Consider the following 22,538-nt stretch of genomic DNA (forward strand, 5'->3'; position numbering starts at 1 on the left):
ATGCCTCCCTAAAATAACGCTATAAAATGTGGTAAAAATACTATTAAACCTATAATAAATGCTAATATTGAAACTATAAGTACACTAAAAGCCGCAATATCTTTAGCGTATTTAGCTAAATCATGATATTCAACGGTCACTAAATCGACAACATATTCAATAGCAGTGTTTAAAGCTTCAACAGTGAGAACTAATGCAATAGCAATGAGTATAAATATCCACTCAATCCGATTAATATTTAGTACGAGACCAAAGACAATAGCAACAATCATTGCAAACACATGTAAAAGAAATTTATAGTCTTTTTGAATTAAGATTTTCAGCCCATCAAGTGCATATTTAAACCTTTTCATAATTAGTCTCGTGTTAATCCATATGCGTTTAATATTGTATCTTGTCGACCAAACATTTCCTTTTCATCCGCTTCAGTCATATGATCATAACCTAATAGATGCAAAAATCCATGTAATGCTAAAAATCCTAATTCTCGTTCAAAAGAATGTCCGTAATTGTTTGCTTGTTCTTGCGCTACATCCGTACAGATAATTATATCCCCTAAAACACGTGGTATATCAAGACCACTAAAATCAATCTCTGGCTCATCTTCTTCTAAAGCAAATGAGATTACATCTGTAACTTTATCTTTATCTCTATATGTTCGATTAATTTCTTGTATTTCTTGTTTATCTACAAATGTAACAGAAAGCTCAGCATCGTCTTCTATATGCTCTTCTTTTTTAGCAAATTCTAATAAATCTTCAATTTGTTTATACCAAGCATCTTTAACTAAGCCTGTGTGATCGCTAAAATCTATCGTAAACATTTAATTCTCTCCTTCATAATGTTCAATGATCTTACTTACCAATGGATGTCTGACTACATCGCTCTGATCTAATTTCAATATACTTATACCTTTAACGTTGTGTAACCTACTGACCGCTTCCTTAAGTCCACTTTTAACACCTTTAGGTAAATCGATTTGAGTTTGGTCACCAGTAACTACCATTTTTGAGCCAAAACCTAGTCTTGTTAAAAACATTTTCATTTGCGCATGTGTCGTATTCTGCGCCTCATCAAGAATTACAAATGCATCTTCTAATGTTCGTCCGCGCATATATGCAAGTGGCGCTATTTCGATAATGCCTCTTTCAATAAATCGCTCTGTTTGTTCACGCCCAAGAACAGTATATAGACCATCATATAAAGGTCTTAAATATGGATCTACCTTTTCTTTCAAATCTCCTGGTAAAAATCCAAGTGACTCTCCTGCTTCAACAGCAGGTCTTGTTAATACAATACGTTTAACAGCACCTTTACGGAGTTGCTTTGCTGCATAAACTACAGCTAAGAATGTCTTACCTGTACCAGCAGGACCTATACCAAATACTAAATCATTATTTTTCATGGCATTAACATATATACGTTGCCCCATCGTTTTCGCACGAATCGTCTTACCAAATGCATCTTTAGTTATCTCTTCATCATATAAATCTAACAGATGTTGAATTGTGTTATTATGCGCCATTTTAATAGCTGCTTCAACATCTTTAATTGTAATATTATTACCTAAATCAATAACCTTCAGCAAATTGATTAATACTGATTCCGCTTTTTCTACGTTTTCTATTTTTGTACCTTTAACGGCAACTTCTTGTCCTCTTGCATGGATGACAACATCGAAACTCTCTTCAATTGCTTTTAAATGTTCATCATTATTTCCAATTAAAGCTTGAGATTGGTTCATATCGTCTATTTGTATAATTCCAGGCATACACGCGCTCCTTTTCATATATCATTTATATTCATTCTATGATGCTTTAATATCTACTTAATTATATCATGCAATTGATTGATTTAAACATCTTTGCATTGACTTACTCATTTTTCTTTAATTTAAAATAATCATTTATACTTTTCACCTTGTCATAAAAGCAGATTCAATTTTAGACTAATCAATTTTTTGCTGTAATTTAAATAACTAATATTTCTCGAAAAATTCTCTTTGTTTTTTAATTTTTCTTAACGTAAAAAAACAAGCAACTACCATTACGATAGTGCTTGTTTTCAAAAAATTTTATAATTGTTTTGGTTTAGCTAAAATTTCTGACCATATCATACCATTGATTACTTCATCTTTATCAAATTGGAACGCTGATTTAGTCAAATCTTTTTCGACATTTTGAGAATTAAGCAGCTGCTTTAATTTCAAACGTTTTGTACGTTCAGATAAGTATTTATCCTCAATAATATCTCTAGCACGTTTTTCCATTTTAGCAATTTGCTTTTCTTTTTCTCTATCAATGTCAGTACGAATCGTTTTAATATCATCTCTAAGTGATTTTTCTAATTGACGTCTAATTTCGTCAGAATTATCTTGTCTAGAAGGTCTATGTTTCTGCTCCACCGGTTCTGCTTTAGGCACTGTGATTGGTTTCTCTGTCATCGGTTTTGTTTCTTGTTGTTTTTTAGGTGCCATAGGTTCTACAACAGGTTTCGATTTAGGCTCTTCCTTTGGAAGTTCATCGAATAAAGGTGGTAACGTATCATCATATTTTCGTTTCGATGATTTCTTTTCTTCTTCATTTAATTCTTCACTTATTTCTTTAAACGTTCGCTCAATTTCTTCAAAAAAGCCACCTTTTTTTGGTTCATTATCGGTAGATGTTTTTTGAGGTGGCTTTTGATTTTGTCTATCTTTATGACTATTTTCGCGCATAGTAGTAATGATAGAAATGATCACTGATATGACAAAAATTAGAATACCGACACTCATTTAATCACCTCTCGACTTAATGTTCAGGTGACTCATCATCACTTTGATCAGTTCGTTTATTAATTGCATTTCTCATGCCTGTATCAGCTTCGATATTTTTCAAATTATAATAATCTTTAACACTGATATTACCTGAACGTAATGCTTCAGCCATAGCTAATGGTACTTCAGATTCGGCTTCAACTACTTTAGCATGCATTTCTTGTACACGCGCTTTCATTTCTTGCTCAGTTGCTACAGCCATAGCTCTACGTTCTTCAGCTTTTGCTTGTGCAATATTTTTGTCTGCTAATGCTTGTTCAGTTTGTAAGTCTGCACCAATATTTTTACTAATATCAACGTCAGCAATATCAATTGATAAAATTTCAAATGCAGTACCTGAATCTAAACCTTTGCTTAAAACTGTTTTAGAAATATTATCTGGGTTTTCAAGTACTTCTGTATGATGCTTACTAGAACCAATTGTTGAAACGATACCTTCACCAACACGTGCGATGATTGTTTCTTCACCAGCACCACCAACAAGTCGAGCAATATTAGCTCTAACTGTGATACGAGCTTTGGCTTTCACTTCAATACCGTTCATTGCTACACCTGCGATAAATGGTGTTTCAATGACTTTAGGATTAACAGACATTTGAACCGCTTCTAATACGTCACGTCCTGCAAGGTCAATTGCAGCAGCACGTTCGAAAGGAAGATCAATGTCAGCACGTTGTGCAGCAATATTAGCGTCAACAACTCTGTCAACATTTCCTCCTGCTAGATAATGCGATTCTAATTGGTTTGTTGTTAATGCTAGTCCTGCTTTGTGCGCTTTAATTAATGGCGCTATAACTTTTCTTGGAGATACACGACGTAAACGCATACCAACCAATGTACCTATACCAACATGAACGCCAGCTGCTAACGCTGAAATCCATAAACCAATGGGTACAAATGAGAATAAAATAAGTAATGCAACTACTATAATAACTGCTATTACGATAAAACTTAAACTAAACATGGTATCGCTCCTTTTAATTAATCTACTTCCCTCACAACTACTCTTGTTCCTTCAACTTCAAGGATTTTTACCGTTTTATTGCGCAAAATAAAGTTGCCATCTGAAACAGCATCAATACGTTCATTTTCACAAAAAATAATCCCTGCAGGTCGAAGATCTGTAACTGTTTGAGCAGTCTTTCCTACGAGGTGCGAGCGGTTATCATGAGAATTGTAACCTGACTCAGAATTAGTTGAATCTTTTAAGATAACTTTATCCAAAAACGGAATCTTTCTGTTGAAAATCTTCACTAATATCACCCATTCTACAATCGTTAAAATCAAGGCAACGATAACATTCGCAAGCATAAATAGCAAATTATCACCGAGCGTTGTTATGCTTATAGTTATCAGTATCATGCCAATAATACCAATTACTGCACCAACTACAAATAATTCAATTACAACTAATATAACGCCAATTGAGAATATTAAGATAGAATGCATATTGACATTTCCTTGGATTAGAAATCCCAAAAATAAAATAAGTAATGATAATGTGGCGATAATACCAGCTGCATTGATTTTTTTAGAGTAAAGTTGATATACAAATCCTAAGAATGTCAAACAGGTTAATATTAACGTAAAAATAGGTTGAACAATTATATTGCTAACTTGTTCAACCCAAGTATCTCCAGCCGTTGATTCCAAGATAGTTGTCATTTGTAAAAAATTATTATAACTCACAATTTCACCTCGCCCTCACATTAATTATACATGAAATTGAATATACTTTATAGTTATAAGAACCTATAGAATATCAATTTGATTATTTATAAACTATATAACTTTTTTTAATTAAAAATTGACAACAAAAAAACATCACATATTAGTGTCAGACACTAACTTGTGATGTTTGTTTTATATAATTAATATTCGTGTTGAGGGAGTCAACAGAGGTATTAATTATTTGAATTTACGTTTACGTGCAGCTTCTGATTTCTTTTTACGTTTTACGCTTGGTTTTTCGTAAAATTCACGTTTACGTACTTCTTGGATTGTTCCACTTTTAGAAACTGAACGTTTAAATCTACGTAACGCATCTTCAAGTGATTCATTTTTACGTACTACTGTTTTAGACATCTGTATTTCCCTCCCTCCAAATATCAACGGAACTTTATAGTCAATTGCACAGTAAAACTATGCATTTATAAGTATAATATATCTGTAATTTATGGTCAATTAGTAAATTGTTTTTTATTTGAAACATATTTCACATCAAAATCACAAAGACTTTTAGATTTTGTTCTAAAAATCTCTTAATAATTTATTTAATGAGAAGAGTTGCTTATATAGTAAATTGTGAAGCCGTTAAAACAACGTTACAAAACCTATATCTTTAATACGGAACCATATGGTATGAATCAAGGAATACTTAAACTAAAACTTCTCTATCAGATTTATTTGTTGCGAAATCAACAACTTTAATTGCTTGCCCTTCATTTAATGGATAATTTGCTTGCGTAATTTTAACTTTTACAATTTGACCTATGAGTGATTCGTCACCTTCAAATTGTACTTTCATATAATTATCTGCATATCCAACTAATGTACCTTCTGTGTCACCCTGTTCCTCAGGAATTACTTCAAGCACATCTTGATCAAATTTAGACGCATATAACTTTCCGAGTTGATTGCTTAGCGTAATTAACTTATGCACCCGTTCATTTTTAATTTCTTCATCAATTTGGTCATCCATTCTTGCAGCTGGCGTGCCAATTCTAGGAGAATAAGGGAAAACATGCAGTTCAGAGAACTTATGCTTTACGATAAAATCATATGTTTCTTGGAACTCAGCTTCAGTTTCACCTGGGAAACCAACAATTACATCACTCGTAACTGCCAAGTCTGGTAAAGCTTTATGCAATTTTGTTAATCGTTCTGAAAATCTATCCATTGTATACTTACGTCTCATACGTTTTAATACTGTATCTGAACCAGATTGTAATGGAATATGCAAATGACGCACAACTTTTGTTGAACGTTCTAAAACGTCAATTACTTCATCTGTAAGTTGACTTGCTTCAATTGAAGAAATTCGAATTCGTTCTAATCCATTAATCGTTTCAAGATCACGTAATAATTGGGCCAAGTTATAATCTTTTAAATCTTGACCATATCCACCTGTATGAATTCCCGTCAATACAATTTCCTTATATCCTGAATTCACTAGTTGCGTCGCTTGTTCAACTACTTTTTCCGGATCTCTTGAACGCATTAAGCCACGAGCCCATGGAATAATACAGAATGTGCAGAAGTTGTTACAACCTTCTTGAATTTTTAATGACGCACGTGTTCTATCTGTAAAATAAGGGACATCTAATTCTTCATATTTACGATTTTTCATGATATTTCCAACACCATTAATTGGTTGGCGTTCTTTACGGAATTCGTCAATGTAACCTAATAGTTTATGTCTATCTTGTGTACCAACTACTACATCGACACCAGGAATTTCCATAATTTCAGCTGATGAAGTTTGCGCATAACAACCTGTTACACAGATTACAGCATCAGGATTTTGTCTTATTGCACGTCTAATTATTTGACGACTTTTTTTATCACCCGTATTCGTTACTGTACAAGTATTAATAACAAATACATCAGCATTCGCTTCAAAGTCAACGCGCTCATAGTTTGCTTCTTTAAATAATTGCCAGATTGCTTCAGTTTCATAATGGTTTACTTTACAACCTAATGTGTGAAACGCAACTGTTGACATAAATATTCACCCCATTAATTCTTTTTCATAACTTATTGCACTTAACGCATACAATGGCGCAGTTTCTGCCCGTAAAATTCTCGGCCCAAGACCAACAACTGTACTAGTATTACTAAATAATGAAATTTCATTTTCTGACAAACCACCCTCAGGACCAAAAATCATCAACACTTTATCCTGAGCATTGAATTGTTGTAAAGTTTGCTTGAAATTGCTTAACTCACCATCTTTTGCTTCCTCTTCATATGCAATAAGAATATAGTCATAATTATCAATAGTATCACAAATTAATTTTAAATTCGACTCGAATTGAATAGATGGAATCACTAAACGATAGCTTTGTTCAGCAGCTTCTTTAATTATTTTTTGCCAACGCTCTATCTTTTTGGCAACTTTTGCCTCGTTTAATTTAACAATTGAACGTTCCATGCTCACAGCTATAAATGATGAAGCACCCAATTCAGTAGCTTTTTGTAGCAACCACTCATATTTGTCAGCTTTGATTAGTCCACTGCAAATCGTAACATCAACTGGCAATTCTGTATTAATATTTTGTTTTTCTTTTAAATCAACTTCAATTTTATCACTTGTTATGTCAGCAATTTCACATAAATAAACTGTTTGATCATTAAAAGTTAAAATAATTTTACTACCAACATCATATCTCATTACATTTGTTATATGATGAATATCTTCTTTTTTTGTAATAAAAAAACGCTGACTTACATCAGCGTTTTGGTCTATGAAATAACGTTGCACATTATTCACTCACTTTCTGGCCAACAAGACAAACCCAACCGTTGTCATGTTGTTCTGAAATAATTTTAAAACCTACACGCTCCATATGTGACTGTATACCTTCATACTTCTCTTTTATAATACCAGAAGTAATAAAATAACCGCCTTCATTTAGAGTATTATAAGCATCTTCAATCATTTCATCAATAATATGCGCTAAAATATTTGCTATTACAATATCAAATTTTTCTGTTTCGTCTTTCAATAAGTTACCTGGAACAGCTTCAATTAACGTTTCACAATGATTTCTTCTGAAGTTTTCTTTAGCTACACTCACTGCCATTTCATCAATATCCAACGCTTTAATACGTTTTACACCGATTAGATGACTTGCAATACTTAATATACCTGAGCCAGTACCAACATCAATTACTGAATGCTGTGGCAATACATATGTTTCTATTGCCTTCAAACACATACTTGTAGTCGGATGATCACCTGTTCCAAAAGCCATACCTGGGTCGAGCTCAATGCAAAGCTCTTCATCCGCTTCTTTAGCATATGTTTCCCAACTAGGAACTATTGTGAACTTCTTCGACGCTCGGAATGGATGGAAATAGTTTTTCCATTCATTTTCCCAATCCGTCTCTGCAATAATTTGCTCACTGAATTGAACGTTATGTTGATCAAGTTCATCTAAATTTAATAACTCATCTTTAATTTGCTGTCGCAACTTATCATCATAAGTCATTTCATTAAAATAGGCTTTCAATCTTACTCCCTTATCTGGATAATCCTCTTTTTTCAAAGCGTAAATTTCACCGTATTTATCTTCTGGTTGGTTAATTAAATCATCTGAATCTTCTATCACGACACCATTTGATCCATGATTTTCAAGTATATTGGTAGCCAATTCTACTGCTTCATGATTAATAATAATTGAAAGCTCTGTCCAGTTCATACTTTATTCTCCCTTAAAGAATCTTTTTGCTCTATCTTTAAAATTCGAAGGTTGTTCATTAATTTCTTCACCATTTAATTGGGCAAATTCTTTCATTAGTTCTTTTTGTCTATCTGTTAATTTAGTAGGCGTTACTACTTTAATATCAACATATAAATCTCCGTATCCATAGCCATGAACATTTTTTATACCCTTTTCTTTTAAGCGGAATTGCTTACCTGTTTGTGTACCAGCAGGGATTGTTAACATAACTTCATTATTTAATGTTGGTATTTTTATTTCATCGCCTAAAGCTGCTTGTGGGAAGCTAACATTTAATTTGTAATAAATATCATCACCATCACGTTTAAATGTTTCAGATGGTTTAACTCTAAATACTACGTATAAATCACCAGCAGGTCCTCCATTCACGCCTGGAGAGCCTTCACCAGCTAATCTAATTTGTTGTTCATTGTCGACACCTTCAGGTACTTTCACTTCTAATTTAACTGTTTTATTTTCAGTACCTTTTCCGTGACATGTTGGACAAGCTTCTTCAAATTCTTGACCACTTCCATTACATTTAGGACAAACTTGTTCAGTACGAACTCTACCTAAAATTGTGTTTTGTTCTACAGCTACATGACCAGCGCCATTACAGTAACTACAAGTCTTTTTACTTGTTCCAGGCTTTGCACCATCACCATGACATGTTTCGCATGTTACATCTTTACGGATTGAAATTTCTTTTGTTGTACCAAATACCGCTTCTTCAAATGTTAATGTCATTGTATACTGAAGATCATCACCTTTTTGCGGTGCATTTGGATCTCTTTGTCTGCCGCCACCGAAGAAAGAGCTAAAGATATCTTCAAAACCGCCGCCACCGAAGCCACTAAAACCGCCAAAGTCAGAGCCATTGAATCCTTGTCCACCAAAACCTTGTGGACCATCATGTCCAAATTGATCATAGCTTGCGCGTTTATTATCATCACTTAAAACTTCATAGGCTTCAGAAATTTCTTTAAACTTTTCATCTGCACCTTCTTCTTTGTTAATATCTGGATGATATTTTTTCGAAAGCTTTCGATACGCTTTTTTGATTTCATCTTTTGAAGCATCCTTACTAATGCCTAAAACTTCATAATAATCTCTTTTGGCCACAGCTATCTCTCCTTTTCTTAATTAACTCATATAGTTTAACGTAATATGTCATACTATCCAAATAAAAAGCCAAAGCCAATGTTCTATTGACTTTGACTTTTCAGATCATGACAACATTCTAATTGTATTGTTTAATTATTTTTTGTCGTCGTCTTTTACTTCTTTAAATTCAGCATCTTCTACAGTACTATCATTGTTTTGACCAGCATTAGCACCTTGTGCTTGTTGTTGCTGTTGAGCCGCTTGCTCATATACTTTTGCTGATAATTCTTGAATCACTTTTTCAAGTTCTTCTTTTTTAGATTTAATATCTTCTATATCTTGACCTTCTAAAGCAGTTTTAAGAGCGTCTTTTTTCTCTTCAGCAGATTTTTTATCTTCTTCACCGATATTTTCGCCTAAATCAGTTAAAGTTTTTTCAACTTGGAATACTAGACTGTCAGCTTCGTTTCTTAAGTCTACTTCTTCACGACGTTTTTTATCTGCTTCAGCGTTAACTTCAGCATCTTTTACCATACGGTCGATTTCTTCGTCTGATAATGAAGAACTTGATTGAATTGTAATTCTTTGTTCTTTATTTGTACCTAAGTCTTTTGCAGTTACATTTACAATACCGTTTTTATCGATATCAAACGTTACTTCAATTTGAGGTTTACCACGTTCAGCTGGTGGAATATCAGTCAATTGGAATCTACCAAGTGTTTTATTATCCGCAGCCATTGGACGTTCACCTTGTAATACGTGTACATCTACTGATGGTTGATTATCTACTGCTGTTGAATAGATTTGAGATTTAGATGTAGGAATCGTAGTGTTACGTTCAATTAACGTATTCATACGTCCACCTAAAATTTCAATACCTAAAGATAGTGGTGTTACGTCTAATAATACTACGTCTTTAACGTCACCTGTGATAACGCCACCTTGGATTGCAGCTCCCATTGCCACTACTTCGTCCGGGTTTACTCCTTTGTTAGGCTCTTTACCGATTTCTTTTTTGACAGCTTCTTGTACTGCTGGAATACGAGTTGATCCACCAACTAAGATAACTTCATCGATATCTGAGTTTGTTAAGCCAGCGTCTTTCATTGCTTGGCGTGTAGGTTCCATTGTTCTTCTAATTAATGAATCTGATAATTCTTCAAATTTAGAACGAGTTAAGTTTACTTCTAAGTGTAATGGACCGTTTTCACCAGCTGAGATAAATGGTAATGAGATTTGAGTTTGTGATACACCTGATAAGTCTTTTTTAGCTTTTTCAGCAGCATCTTTCAAACGTTGTAATGCCATTTTATCTTGAGATAAGTCTACGCCATTTTCTTTTTTGAATTCTGCAACTAGGTAGTCAATAATTACTTGGTCAAAATCATCACCGCCAAGTTTGTTGTCACCGGCTGTTGATAGTACTTCGAATACACCGTCACCTAATTCTAGGATAGATACGTCAAATGTACCGCCACCTAAGTCAAAAACAAGAACTTTTTCATCTTTATCAGTTTTGTCTAAACCATATGCTAATGCTGCAGCTGTTGGTTCATTAATGATACGCTCAACTTCTAAACCAGCAATTTTACCAGCATCTTTAGTTGCTTGACGTTCAGCATCGTTAAAGTATGCAGGTACTGTAATTACAGCTTTGTCAACTTTCTCACCTAAATAGCTTTCAGCTGTATTTTTTAAGTTTTGTAAAATCATAGCTGAGATTTCTTGTGGTGTGTATGATTTACCTTCAATATCTACTTTATAATCAGTACCCATATGACGTTTAATAGATTGAACAGTGTTTGGGTTTGTAATAGCTTGACGTTTTGCTACTTCACCAACTTGAGTTTCTCCATTTTTGAAAGCTACAACAGATGGTGTTGTACGTGAACCTTCAGGGTTTTGAATTACTTTTGGCTCATCGCCTTCTAATACTGTTACACATGAATTTGTTGTACCTAAGTCTATACCAATAATTTTACTCATAATAAAATTCCTCCATTTAATCATTAAATTAATTTAATTTTAAACAATGTCTTTTCGCCAAATTTAAGTTATTGGTTTACTTTGACCATTGATGGTCTTAATACTCTATCTTTAAGCTTGTATCCTTTTTGTAGTTCTTGAGTGATTTCGCCAGATTCAAAATCAGGGTTATCATCTTGAACTACAGCTTGGTGAATATTTGGATCAAATGCTTCACCTTCAGTTTTAATAACTTCAAGACCATTATCTTTTAGTGCGTTAATCAAACTTTCATGCACCATTTGTACACCTTTTTGAAGAGATTTAAAAGTCTCATCATCACCTTCAATTTGAAGTGCACGTTCTATATTGTCTATTGCTGGTAAAATATCTGTTAACACACGTTGTGCTTGATATGTTTTGTTTATTTCATTTTCTTTTTGAATTCTACGCTTATAATTTTCAAACTCAGCGTAGAGCCTTAAATATTTCTCTTCGTTTTCATCTGCTAATTGTTGAAGTTCATTAATTTTTTGATCTTTTGGATCTATTTCTTCAATAACATTCTCGTCAGACGTTTCTTCTATTGCTTCATCTTGTAAATGACCTTTACTTTCTTCAGCTTGTTCAACTGAATCATCAATATTTTGTTTGACGTTTGTTTCTTCAACTGTTGATTCAGTGTTTTTTTCAACTGATTCGTCTTTATTTGTCATTTTCTGTCCTCCAATACTTTCTAATCCATCATTACCAAATTCTATTTAATAATTGAATGACATTTTGATAATGCATAGCTGTAGGTCCAATCACAGCGATTTGACCTTTTAACGTTTCATCAAAATGATATTGACTTGTTACAATTGAAATATCACTTAAGCTGTCATCAATTTCATTACCAATTTTTACATTAATATTTGGTGAAGATATATCTTGTAATAATTCTGCAATTCTATTTGATTCTATATATTGTAGAATGGGCTGAATTGAAGATACATTACTTTCATTCAATGCATCAATAAGTTTAACCTTTCCACCCATATAAATGCTATTACTTTGATTAGAAATATGATTATTCATCGTATTTAACAATTTATTGATAAAAATTTCTTCCTGCTCTGATTGAACAAAAGAGACAATATCATCTTGTAAATTCTGATTAAACTCAGTTAGTTTGTTTGTAACAAAATTTGATATTGTATTTAGTTTGTCATTATTAAACGGTATGTCTGAAGCAAGATGTACATGCTCAACATGACCTGATGAAAATACGATAACCATTATAACTAAATTAGGATTAGCACGAATCAAGTGTACATTATTGATAATATCTTGTTTATGATTAGGATGAACAACTAAAGTTGTATATTGAGATATATTTGATAATTCATCTGCAAAATATGTCAATGCTGATGATACATCATATTGATTCTCAACTAACAATTGATTTAATCGTCTTAATTTATTTGTTTTTTGATGAGATGTTTGTTCAAGTAAACGATTGACATAATACCTAAAACCTAATTGTGATGGCGAACGCCCTGAAGAACTATGTGTCTTCTCGATATAGTTTAAATCTTCAAGCTGTTTCATCTCATTTCTAATTGTAGCAGGACTAACATTCAAGTTATGTCGCTCAATTAGTGTTTTAGAACCAACGGGTTGTCCAAAATCAACATAATCCTCAACAATTGCGTTTAATATACTCAATTGCCTATCTGTAATCATGTTTTCACCTCATTAGCACTCACTTATCTCAAGTGCTAATTATAATTTATCAAATTGGTCAAAGTAAGTCAATGTTAAAGACTCGAAATTTCAATTTTTTTTAATCATTTATTAGGAAAGCTTCAAAAACCTCATTACCTATGACTTTCCCTCTATTTGTAAGTGCAATCACATCGTTCTTTTCTACAATTAATTCCTTCTCTTTTAAATTATTTATTGTTTGACCAAAGACACTTTCAATAGATTGGTCAAACTTCTTTTTGAACCTACTACTACTCACACCTTCATTTAAACGCAACCCAAGAAACATTTCTTCTTCCATTCTCTCAGTCAAAGAAGGTTTATTTGATACTAAAATTGCTTTACTTTCTTTATTTATAGCTTTGATATAATGATTCACTGGATTGATATTCGTATAACGCACACCATCTACATAACCACTTGCACCTGCTCCAAATCCATAATATTCCTCATTAAACCAGTAAACCTTATTATGTTCTGATTCATGGCCATCTAATGCAAAATTAGATATTTCGTATTGATGGAAAGGAGATTGTTCTATCTTAGACATCAGCAACTGATACATGTCAGCACCTAAATCCTCATTAGGAAGTTTGAGCAAGCCTTTTCTATACATATTATAAAATTGGGTTTTAGGTTCAAGTATTAAGCCGTAACTCGAAATATGTTGAATATCCATATCTAAAGCTAGATCTAAACTTTGTTCAAAATCTTCAATCGTCTGTTTCGGTAAATGATACATTAAATCTAAACTGATTGATTTAATACCTGCGTTTTTAGCATTTAACACCGAAGTGTAAATATCTTCAGTATTGTGCGTTCTACCTAAAACAGACAATAACTCCGGCTTGAATGTTTGAACGCCCATTGAAATCCTTTTTACTCCATATTTCTCTAATAGTTGGACTTTCTCTTTAGTTAACTCATCAGGATTTGCTTCAAATGTATACTCGCCTGTGATTGTAAACGTATCACGTATTGCTTTAAGTAATCTTTCCAACTGATTAATAGAAAGGGCCGTTGGTGTGCCGCCACCTACATACATGGTCTTTAAGATCCTATATTTTGCTGTAGACATTTCTGTGATTAGTGCATCTAAGTACTCATCTACAGGTTGATTCTGTATAAAATATTTATTGAAATCACAATATGTACATATTCTTACACAAAATGGAATATGTATATATGCACTTTGTACCGTCATTTTAATGCCCCGCTTCTCAGACTTTTTATCCAATCGGCTATATCCTGTTGGACTATCTGCAATTATTCTTACTTTTAACTTTAACGTTTAATCAATGATTGTCTAATATATCGATTCATTTTAATATTTATTCTTGTTTAGAGGGAGTGAGATAGAAATAATAAAGAACCACTAATGATTTATTATGTAGTGGCTCTTACACATTAGCCAGATGTAATATGTCCTTAAAAATAAAATTACATGAGTAAAACTCATGCATAAGGGAGTGGGACAGAAATGATATTTTCGCAAAATTTATTTCGTCGTCCCACCCCAACTTGCATTGCCTGTAGAATTTCTTTTCGAAATTCTCTATGTTGGGGCCCCACCCCAACTTGCACATTATAGTAAGCTGACTTTTCGTCAGCTTCTGTGTTGGGGCCCCATTGTTATAAGCTCATTTTAACTCTGTCGATGGCTGCCAATATAACATTGTAAAGCCCAGGACGTTAATTTATCCTAGGCTCCCTCTTTTTAGTTATTAAACTTTATTCATTGTAAATTGTTAATTGATTTTTTAAAATTATTCATCATCCATTTTCAATACAGCCAAGAAAGCATCTTGTGGAATTTCAACATTACCAACTGCTTTCATCTTAGCTTTACCTGCTTTTTGTTTTTCAAGTAATTTACGTTTACGGCTTATGTCACCGCCATAACATTTAGCTAAAACGTTTTTACCCATTGATTTAATATTTGTACGCGCTACAATTTTTTGTCCTATTGCAGCCTGTACAGGTACTTCAAATTGCTGTCTTGGAATTAACGTTTTAAGTTTTTCAACTAATGCTTTACCACGTTCATATGCAAAATCTCTATGAACTATGAAGCTTAGCGCATCCACTTTATCACCATTTAATAAAATATCCATCTTGACTAAATTACTTTCTTTATTTTCGATGAATTCATAATCAAATGATGCATATCCTTTAGTATTAGATTTAAGTTGATCGAAGAAATCAAATACAACTTCAGCTAAAGGTAATTCATAAACAATATTTACACGAATATCATCTAAATAGTCCATATTTATAAATTGTCCACGTTTACGTTGACATAATTCCATTACTGCACCGACATAGTCATTTGGAACCATCATAGTTGCACGAACATATGGCTCAAATATTTTATCAATTTTATCACGATCTGGCATTTGTGCTGGGTTATCAACCGTCACTTCTGAACCGTCCCTTAAAACACATTGATAAATTACAGATGGTGCAGTTGCAATTAATTCAATACCAAATTCTCTTTCAATTCTTTCTTGAATTATTTCCATGTGTAACATACCTAAGAAACCAGTTCTATAACCAAAACCTAATGCTTGTGACGATTCAGGCTCAAATTCTAATGATGCATCATTCAATTGTAATTTTTCTAATGCTTCTCTTAAATCATTATAATTTTTGTTATCTATTGGGAACAGTCCGCAATATACCATTGGATTCATTTTCTTATAACCTTGCAATGGTTCTGATGCAGGTCTACTAGCTAATGTGATGGTGTCACCAACCCTAGAATCATCAACATTTTTAATACTTGCAATAATATAACCAACATCACCAACTGTTAATTCATCAACTGGAAGCTGCTTAGGTGTATTAATTCCAACTTCTGTTACTTCGAACTCTTTACCAGTGGCCATCATTCGAATTTTATCTCCGGCTTTAACAACACCGTCCACAATTCTTATCGATGAAATTACCCCTCTATATGGATCATACTCAGAATCAAATATTAACGCTTTTAGTGGTGCTTCTGGGTCACCATCTGGAGCTGGCACAACTTCAACTATTTTCTCTAGTATCTCTTCAATTCCAATGTTAGATTTAGCACTTGCTAAAACAACATCGTCTTGGTCTAAACCTATCATATCTTCAATTTCTTGTTTCACGCGTTCAGGTTCTGCAGCAGGTAAATCAATTTTGTTAATAACAGGCAATAACTCTAACTCATTATCTAATGCTAAATAAACATTTGCTAATGTTTGTGCTTCGATACCTTGAGCCGCATCTACTACTAAAATCGCGCCCTCACAAGCTGCCAAAGAACGTGACACTTCATATGTAAAATCGACGTGTCCAGGCGTATCGATTAAATGGAATGTATAAGTATTTCCATCTTTAGCTTCGTACTTTAAACGTACTGCGTTTAATTTGATTGTAATACCACGTTCTCTTTCTAAATCCATTGAATCTAGTAACTGATCTTGCATATCTCTTGTTTCAACTGATTTGGTATTTTCTAAAATTCTATCAGCCAATGTAGATTTTCCGTGGTCAATATGTGCTATAATCGAGAAATTCCTTATATTCTCTCTTCTTTTTAAGCGTTGCTCATTATCCATTTTATCCTTCTCACTTTCATAAAATAAACCCGTATTATCTTTCGCATCTTTGATATAATAACGTTTTTAATAGGTAAATGCAAACGCCATAATCTTGGATGAACTTTGAAATTATAACAATCTTTATTTAAATACATACTTGCGATATGTTAATATGTTAATTACGTACTTATAATTATAAAACGTATTGATTGTGTTTCCAACACAATTTATTAAATCTGCAAAATTTTAAGCTAACCCCATCAAATAAATGATTGCACAACGGTTAGACTTTTGTTAAAATATTTCTTGTTGTAATCAAATAAAATTTTGATAAGATGAACTCACTTTTAGGAGGTGACAGAAATGGCAAATATCAAATCTGCAATTAAACGTGTAAAAACAACTGAAAAAGCTGAAGCACGCAACATTTCACAAAAGAGTGCAATGCGTACAGCAGTTAAAAACGCTAAAACAGCTGTTTCAAATAACGCTGATAATAAAAATGAATTAGTAAGCTTAGCAGTTAAGTTAGTAGACAAAGCTGCTCAAAGTAATTTAATACATTCAAACAAAGCTGACCGTATTAAATCACAATTAATGACTGCAAATAAATAATCTTTTTAAATAAAAGTTCAAGCGCATGCTTGAACTTTTATTTTTTATAAAGATAGAATGAATAATTCCAGTATTAACTGTTTATCCATATATGATGATTTAAGTTTATAATCAGTTTCCGCACAAGCATCTATAATATTCAATAATTCATCAAGTTGATAATGTCTTACTTGTCCTAACGCTAATTTTACTCTGTATGGATGTACTCCTATTGTTTTAGCAATTTGCTGTCCACTATATCCTTTTTGACTCAGAATCTTACATTGATAAAATAATCGGTAATTACTTGTAATTAGTGCAAGTAATTTAATTGGTTCTTCTTTCATAGTTATTAAATCTTTTACTAAATGAATTGCTTGTTCTTTCTTTCTTTTCTGAATGTATTCAGTCAGTAAAAATACATTTTGCTCTAAACTTCTATTAATAATTTGGTTAACATCCTGCTTATTAATTGTTGGTCTATCGCCTAAAAATAAAATCAACTTTTCTATCTCTTGTGAGACAATATTAAAGTTAATACCTGTCAACTCAATAAATAAATCTAATGCATCTCTTTTGATATCTTTGAAATTCTCATTTAATTTACTTTGAATCCATTTTTTTATTTCTTCTTCAGACATTTGCTCTATTTTTTTAAGCCTTGCATGCTTTTTTAGAGTTTTAGTTAACTTTTTTCTTTCATCAAGTTTATTTTGATATATCTCAAAGACAATCAAATTTTCGCCATCATATTTTTCAATAAATTCTATTAATTGATCTACATTATGAGCCATATCTTTTGGCGCTTTTTCACCTGTAAATATATATGCATTTTTAACCAAAATTGCTTTTTTATCTGAAAAGAAAGGCAATGTTAATGTTTCTTCAACAATTGGTGCAATCTCTGTTTCGTATAAATTATATTTCACAAAGTTAAAGTCATCTCTATCACTTTTCAAAAATTGTGATATGATTTCTGCACTTTGTTTTTCAACCAATTCAGGCACATCTCCATAAATAGCTACAATATTGTCGCTCATTCATTACACCCTTTCATTCGTTTGACACATCAATAGATTATATCATGTTTCTGTATCTATAAACCACTTGCATTTCCATAAGAGCTTGAATCAACTTTTAAATTATCATCTAAGTCAATTGTAACTTGACCGTTTTGTTGACTATTGTAAATGCGACTGCGAATCCTTTGCAATCGTTTAACAACTTCTATATTAGGAAGATGATACATATTGTTCTTCCCAGAAGAAATCAAACTTATTTTAGGCTTAATCATCTCTATAAATTCTTTAGAACTACTTGTCTTGCTCCCATGATGTCCTACTTTTAAAATATCAATCTCCGGCAAGTTATATTTTTTTAGTAGTAAAGATTCATTATTTTTACTAGCATCGCCCATTAATAAAACTTTTTTATTTTGATATGTAATCATAGTAATAATCGAATACTCATTTTTATCTCGGCTATTTGGAATAAAACTATCAAAAAATAGAAAACTACTATCTCCAAGTTTAAAACTACTAACTTGTCTTACATCCATAAGTTTAATGTTGTACTTATGGCTTAATTTCGATAATAACATCAATGTATTACTACTATATCCCTTATTGTATATCACTATATGTTTAATTTTAATATGACTAATAATATATTCCACTTCACCAATATGGTCATTGTGTGGATGTGTTAAAATTAGATACTCTAATTCATTTATCCCTCTTTCATTTAGCGTTGGTAAAATATGATATTTAGAAATTGAATAACTAGGTTGTTTAGTATCATCAATCACTTTCCCACCTGTATCAATCAAGACATTTTGGTTCTTACCGCCTTCATATAAAATACTGTCTCCCTGCCCCACATTTAACATTGTAATTTTGTGATGTGAATTTGTTGGAAACGTTATTAATAATGTCAGAATAATTATAGTCCAAAACGTAACCAATATATATTTACGTTTAGCCAATAACCAAAATATGTAATAAACAGAAATTATAAATACTATAAATATCCAATCATTAAACTTGGGAACAGAAAAATGTGATTGCTTGATTCTTGTGAATAGGTCTAGTAACCAGTCATGAAAATTAAAACTTAGGTCAACCAAGTAATTTAGCGGCGTTAATCCCACAATAAAATGACTTGTAATAAAGAATAAAATAGATAGCGGAAACAATATAATCGAATAGTACGGTACAAAAATCAAATTAGATAAAAATCCCACCCATTGAAGTTGATGAAAGCTTGGAATGGCAACGATAAATGAAGCTAATTGTGCAATAAACGTAATTATGAATAATGATTGTAACTTTGACAATTGCTGTAAAAAAGGAAAAAGTAGCATAATAAAAAATGAAATGATGAATGAAAATTGAAATCCAATATCATAAACAACTAGTGGATTTAAAATAAACATAATTATAAATGCAAATGCTAATAGCTGAATACCCTTTATTTTAATTTGCTTAGTAATAACCAGTACAAGAGTTGTCATTATTATAGCTCTTACAGCACTAGGTGCATAATTTGTGTATTGAGCAAATAAAGCTAATACAATGATTGTAATTCCTTTAATGACAAATAAAGGTAAATTTAATCGTTTTAAAGGTTGGTAAATTAAAAATACAATTGCAGCTATATGCGAGCCACTAACTGCCAGCAAATGATATATACCTATCTCTTTAACACGTTCCTTAAATTGCTCATTAACTTCTTTTACGTCACCAGTAATCAATGCCATAATACGATCCGGAAACTTAATACCCGAATCATAAATTCGATTCATTATAAACTGTTTATGTTTCTCAATTAAATTAGACCGGTTCGATTCTAGGCAGCTTTGTACAACTATACTTTGTAATTTAAGAGTTACAAACTTATTGTCATTAACTTTGAATTGTCCTTTAACAATACAATTACGACTTTCAATTTTCTTTAAATCAAAATTCTTTTTATCTGTTAAAAAGAAAGGATATATTTCATTTTTTAAACTCAACCTACCTTTATATGTGTCACTACCTTGACGTTGAATTTGGATTACTTGAGCACGCTCATTAAACTGAGAATTACGTTCAATATAATTGATATAATTAAATATTGCTTGTTGTGAATAATGTAAATACCATGCGGAGAAAATGATTAAAAAGAGAGAAATAGGGGCATAAACGATTTTATTTTTACGATAAGTAATATACAAAAGTAAAATGAAAAGAAATGTAGAGAGCACTTTGCTAGAATTCCAAAGCACTCCTACAATCATTGATAACGCGACAAACAGCAAAACATTAACCTTTAGTCAGATATTTAGCAACATATTCTGGTGAAAATGGAATTTTTTTAAATTCAATACCAGATTGTTTGAGTAATTTAGTTGCATATTCATGGTTATGATAATCTTCTGCATAGTAGATACGCTTTATACCTGCTTGAATAATTGACTTTGTACAATTTAGGCATGGAAAATGAGTAACATAGATTGTTGCACCTTCAGTAGATACACCTTGTTTTGCACATTGTAATAAAGCATTCATTTCTGCATGTATCGTTCTGATACAATGTCCATCTTCAATTAAACATCCTTCATCTATACAATGCACCTCGCCAGCTACAGAGCCATTATAACCACCAGCAATAATACGATTATCCTTAACAATCGTTGCACCTACAGATAATCTTTGACAAGTTGAACGTAATGCTAGCAAATGACTTTGTGCCATAAAATATTCTTCCCATTTGATTCTTTCCAAGATGTTCACCTTCCATACTTAAAATTTAGTAACATTTTCTAATAATATAAGATTAATCACAAAAAATAAAATTTGCAATTAAAATAATCCATTATGTCGTGAAATAAGATTTCAGTTTATCAAAAGTTTTACTTCCAAAACCTTTTACTTTTTTCAAATCGTCAATTTCTTGAAATGCACCTTGTTGGTTGCGATATTCAACAATTGCATTAGCTTTAGCTTGCCCAACTCCAGGAACAGACATCAATTCTGATACAGATGCCGTATTTAAATTTACTTTAGTATTATTTGTGTTCCCATTTTTTTCGTGCACACTGTTTACTTCAATTTGTGGTTCAACATTCTTTTGTCCTTTATGAGGTATGAAAATCATTTTTTGATCTGTTAATTTTTCAGACAAATTAATTTGACTTACATCTGCATCCTCCAATAATTGTGCTTTATCAAGTAAATCAACTACTCTATCCTTAGATGTCATTTTATAAACATTAGGATGTTTAACAGCACCTTTTACATCGACATATACAGGACCCTTATTTTTGGAATTATCTCCATCTTTGACCTGGACATCTTCTACTTTGGACAAACTACTATTTTCACTAGTGCTTTGTTTCAGAGCAGTATCTTTATTTTCAAAATTTCTTGAAGTATAATCATCTTGTCTCCAGAATATAAAACCAATTAATACCATAATTAAAACAACAGCACTTAGAATATATAACTTCCATTGAGTTAAAAAATCTTTATAGCGTAATAAAAATTGATACAATAAAACCACTCCTCAACTTTATACACGTCTGAGCGAGTGGTTTTACTTTTATTTTTTCGCAATGAAAAACAATCTTTCTGCATCTTCATTATGTTCATCTATATTAAAATCAGTAAATGTTTCAACATGTTTAAAACCAACTTGAGCTAACCAAGACAAATATGTCTTTTCATCAAATGTTCTCTGAAAATGAGACTCATCAAATCTTGAATATGTTTCATCTTCATGTCGAATGAAAAATGTCATATCATGATAAACACTTAAAGGTAAATCTCCTTGCACAGCATCCCATGCTAAAAAAATGTCCCCTTTATCATCAATATAACTTTGATTATTAAACAAAGTCATCATTTTATAAACAGTATGTACATCAAAAATAAATACACCTGAATCAGTCAGATGATGATAAACATTGATGAATGTTTCAATCACTGCAGTTTCATCTTGCAAATAATTTAGAGAGTCACAAAAAATAGTGATGATATCAAATTGTTGTTGCAAATCAAAAGATGTCATATCTCCTTCAATCCAATTTACATTTGCTGATTTTTGAGCTGCAACAGTCAACATATCAACACTTAAATCCATACCAGTAACATTACCTAAAGCTTCTAATTGAACTGTTAAACTACCAGTACCGCATCCAATATCTAAAATATTTGATTCATCTTTGCAGTGATTTTTTACAATTTCAAACCATTTTTCATATGGTTGATCTTGAGTCAATTGATCGTACACTAGGCTCATTTCTGCATATTGCGACAT

At 32.0% G+C, this 22,538-nt stretch carries 22 protein-coding genes; 1 reads left to right on the forward strand and 21 read right to left on the reverse strand.

From position 1 onward, the window contains the following. Positions 1–8: 8 nt before the first annotated feature. The 16 genes from AA076_RS07975 to lepA all read right to left on the reverse strand — a co-directional run bounded on the left by AA076_RS07975 (position 9) and on the right by lepA (position 16,664). Entirely contained in the window at positions 9–353 is a 345-nt protein-coding gene (locus tag AA076_RS07975; protein WP_000819532.1) for a diacylglycerol kinase family protein, read from the reverse strand. Between the two features lie 2 nt (positions 354–355). Beyond that, entirely contained in the window at positions 356–823 is a 468-nt protein-coding gene (ybeY, locus tag AA076_RS07980; RefSeq protein ID WP_000494134.1) for an rRNA maturation RNase YbeY, read from the reverse strand. Then, the gene (locus AA076_RS07985) at positions 824–1,771 is read right to left on the reverse strand and encodes a PhoH family protein (protein ID WP_001117767.1); all 948 of its coding nucleotides are present in this window, start codon (positions 1,769–1,771) and stop codon (positions 824–826) included. It lies immediately after the preceding gene. A 303-nt stretch (positions 1,772–2,074) separates the two neighbouring features. Continuing rightward, positions 2,075–2,773: an SPOR domain-containing protein gene (locus AA076_RS07990; protein WP_000110603.1), complete on the reverse strand. Its 699-nt coding sequence runs from the start codon at positions 2,771–2,773 to the stop codon at positions 2,075–2,077. Between the two features lie 16 nt (positions 2,774–2,789). Beyond that, entirely contained in the window at positions 2,790–3,779 is a 990-nt protein-coding gene (floA, locus tag AA076_RS07995) for a flotillin-like protein FloA (protein ID WP_000492114.1), read from the reverse strand. 17 nt (positions 3,780–3,796) lie between these two features. Then, the gene (locus AA076_RS08000) at positions 3,797–4,480 is read right to left on the reverse strand and encodes an NfeD family protein (protein WP_001802667.1); all 684 of its coding nucleotides are present in this window, start codon (positions 4,478–4,480) and stop codon (positions 3,797–3,799) included. Between the two features lie 243 nt (positions 4,481–4,723). Beyond that, on the reverse strand, positions 4,724–4,900 hold the full coding sequence (gene rpsU / locus AA076_RS08005) for a 30S ribosomal protein S21 (RefSeq protein WP_000048060.1): 177 nt from the start codon (positions 4,898–4,900) through the stop codon (positions 4,724–4,726). 292 nt (positions 4,901–5,192) lie between these two features. After that, the gene (mtaB, locus tag AA076_RS08010) at positions 5,193–6,539 is read right to left on the reverse strand and encodes a tRNA (N(6)-L-threonylcarbamoyladenosine(37)-C(2))-methylthiotransferase MtaB (RefSeq protein WP_000108667.1); all 1,347 of its coding nucleotides are present in this window, start codon (positions 6,537–6,539) and stop codon (positions 5,193–5,195) included. A 6-nt stretch (positions 6,540–6,545) separates the two neighbouring features. Next, positions 6,546–7,298, reverse strand: coding sequence for a 16S rRNA (uracil(1498)-N(3))-methyltransferase (locus AA076_RS08015; protein WP_001190128.1), 753 nt, complete (start codon positions 7,296–7,298; stop codon positions 6,546–6,548). A 1-nt stretch (position 7,299) separates the two neighbouring features. After that, positions 7,300–8,238 (reverse strand): 50S ribosomal protein L11 methyltransferase, encoded by a 939-nt coding sequence (gene prmA / locus AA076_RS08020; protein ID WP_001104611.1) that lies wholly within the window; start codon positions 8,236–8,238, stop codon positions 7,300–7,302. A 3-nt stretch (positions 8,239–8,241) separates the two neighbouring features. Beyond that, positions 8,242–9,381 carry a molecular chaperone DnaJ gene (gene dnaJ / locus AA076_RS08025; RefSeq protein WP_001119021.1) on the reverse strand — a complete coding sequence of 380 codons (1,140 nt, stop codon included), beginning with the start codon at positions 9,379–9,381 and terminating at the stop codon, positions 8,242–8,244. Between the two features lie 135 nt (positions 9,382–9,516). Beyond that, a complete protein-coding gene (gene dnaK / locus AA076_RS08030; protein WP_000034716.1) occupies positions 9,517–11,349 on the reverse strand; it encodes a molecular chaperone DnaK in 1,833 nt (610 codons plus the stop codon). Between the two features lie 68 nt (positions 11,350–11,417). Further along, complete coding sequence (gene grpE / locus AA076_RS08035) at positions 11,418–12,044, reverse strand: nucleotide exchange factor GrpE (protein ID WP_000182215.1); 627 nt, start codon at positions 12,042–12,044, stop codon at positions 11,418–11,420. Positions 12,045–12,075: 31 nt separating this feature from the next. Next, positions 12,076–13,053, reverse strand: coding sequence for a heat-inducible transcriptional repressor HrcA (gene hrcA / locus AA076_RS08040; RefSeq protein WP_000627140.1), 978 nt, complete (start codon positions 13,051–13,053; stop codon positions 12,076–12,078). A gap of 100 nt (positions 13,054–13,153) precedes the next feature. Continuing rightward, positions 13,154–14,278 (reverse strand): radical SAM family heme chaperone HemW, encoded by a 1,125-nt coding sequence (hemW, locus tag AA076_RS08045; protein WP_000218090.1) that lies wholly within the window; start codon positions 14,276–14,278, stop codon positions 13,154–13,156. 562 nt (positions 14,279–14,840) lie between these two features. Then, complete coding sequence (gene lepA / locus AA076_RS08055; protein ID WP_000368341.1) at positions 14,841–16,664, reverse strand: translation elongation factor 4; 1,824 nt, start codon at positions 16,662–16,664, stop codon at positions 14,841–14,843. Between the two features lie 345 nt (positions 16,665–17,009). Here lepA and rpsT point away from each other — a divergent pair, with 345 nt between their 5' ends. Beyond that, positions 17,010–17,261, forward strand: a complete 252-nt coding sequence (rpsT, locus tag AA076_RS08060; RefSeq protein WP_001274017.1) for a 30S ribosomal protein S20 — start codon at positions 17,010–17,012, stop codon at positions 17,259–17,261. Between the two features lie 44 nt (positions 17,262–17,305). Here rpsT and holA read toward each other — a convergent pair whose 3' ends face one another. The 5 genes from holA to AA076_RS08085 all read right to left on the reverse strand — a co-directional run bounded on the left by holA (position 17,306) and on the right by AA076_RS08085 (position 22,538). Beyond that, positions 17,306–18,280, reverse strand: a complete 975-nt coding sequence (holA, locus tag AA076_RS08065) for a DNA polymerase III subunit delta (RefSeq protein WP_001282562.1) — start codon at positions 18,278–18,280, stop codon at positions 17,306–17,308. A gap of 56 nt (positions 18,281–18,336) precedes the next feature. Continuing rightward, on the reverse strand, positions 18,337–20,538 hold the full coding sequence (locus tag AA076_RS08070) for a DNA internalization-related competence protein ComEC/Rec2 (RefSeq protein ID WP_001805151.1): 2,202 nt from the start codon (positions 20,536–20,538) through the stop codon (positions 18,337–18,339). Between the two features lie 4 nt (positions 20,539–20,542). Further along, a complete protein-coding gene (locus AA076_RS08075) occupies positions 20,543–21,004 on the reverse strand; it encodes a ComE operon protein 2 (RefSeq protein ID WP_000439693.1) in 462 nt (153 codons plus the stop codon). A gap of 91 nt (positions 21,005–21,095) precedes the next feature. Further along, positions 21,096–21,782, reverse strand: coding sequence for a ComEA family DNA-binding protein (locus AA076_RS08080; protein ID WP_001792568.1), 687 nt, complete (start codon positions 21,780–21,782; stop codon positions 21,096–21,098). 39 nt (positions 21,783–21,821) lie between these two features. Continuing rightward, entirely contained in the window at positions 21,822–22,538 is a 717-nt protein-coding gene (locus AA076_RS08085; RefSeq protein ID WP_001836259.1) for a class I SAM-dependent DNA methyltransferase, read from the reverse strand.

Source organism: Staphylococcus aureus, assembly GCF_001027105.1.
Lineage (GTDB): Bacteria > Bacillota > Bacilli > Staphylococcales > Staphylococcaceae > Staphylococcus > Staphylococcus aureus.

Bases quoted from the DNA above. Each gene is read 5' to 3' on its own strand.
- AA076_RS07975 (WP_000819532.1), bottom strand. From the start codon at position 353: ATGAAAAGGTTTAAATATGCACTTGATGGGCTGAAAATCTTAATTCAA.
- ybeY (WP_000494134.1), bottom strand. From the start codon at position 823: ATGTTTACGATAGATTTTAGCGATCACACAGGCTTAGTTAAAGATGCT.
- AA076_RS07985 (WP_001117767.1), bottom strand. From the start codon at position 1,771: ATGCCTGGAATTATACAAATAGACGATATGAACCAATCTCAAGCTTTA.
- AA076_RS07990 (WP_000110603.1), bottom strand. From the start codon at position 2,773: ATGAGTGTCGGTATTCTAATTTTTGTCATATCAGTGATCATTTCTATC.
- floA (WP_000492114.1), bottom strand. From the start codon at position 3,779: ATGTTTAGTTTAAGTTTTATCGTAATAGCAGTTATTATAGTAGTTGCA.
- AA076_RS08000 (WP_001802667.1), bottom strand. From the start codon at position 4,480: ATGACAACTATCTTGGAATCAACGGCTGGAGATACTTGGGTTGAACAA.
- rpsU (WP_000048060.1), bottom strand. From the start codon at position 4,900: ATGTCTAAAACAGTAGTACGTAAAAATGAATCACTTGAAGATGCGTTA.
- mtaB (WP_000108667.1), bottom strand. From the start codon at position 6,539: ATGTCAACAGTTGCGTTTCACACATTAGGTTGTAAAGTAAACCATTAT.
- prmA (WP_001104611.1), bottom strand. From the start codon at position 8,238: ATGAACTGGACAGAGCTTTCAATTATTATTAATCATGAAGCAGTAGAA.
- dnaK (WP_000034716.1), bottom strand. From the start codon at position 11,349: ATGAGTAAAATTATTGGTATAGACTTAGGTACAACAAATTCATGTGTA.
- grpE (WP_000182215.1), bottom strand. From the start codon at position 12,044: ATGACAAATAAAGACGAATCAGTTGAAAAAAACACTGAATCAACAGTT.
- hrcA (WP_000627140.1), bottom strand. From the start codon at position 13,053: ATGATTACAGATAGGCAATTGAGTATATTAAACGCAATTGTTGAGGAT.
- hemW (WP_000218090.1), bottom strand. From the start codon at position 14,278: ATGACGGTACAAAGTGCATATATACATATTCCATTTTGTGTAAGAATA.
- lepA (WP_000368341.1), bottom strand. From the start codon at position 16,664: ATGGATAATGAGCAACGCTTAAAAAGAAGAGAGAATATAAGGAATTTC.
- rpsT (WP_001274017.1), top strand. From the start codon at position 17,010: ATGGCAAATATCAAATCTGCAATTAAACGTGTAAAAACAACTGAAAAA.
- holA (WP_001282562.1), bottom strand. From the start codon at position 18,280: ATGAGCGACAATATTGTAGCTATTTATGGAGATGTGCCTGAATTGGTT.
- AA076_RS08085 (WP_001836259.1), bottom strand. From the start codon at position 22,538: ATGTCGCAATATGCAGAAATGAGCCTAGTGTACGATCAATTGACTCAA.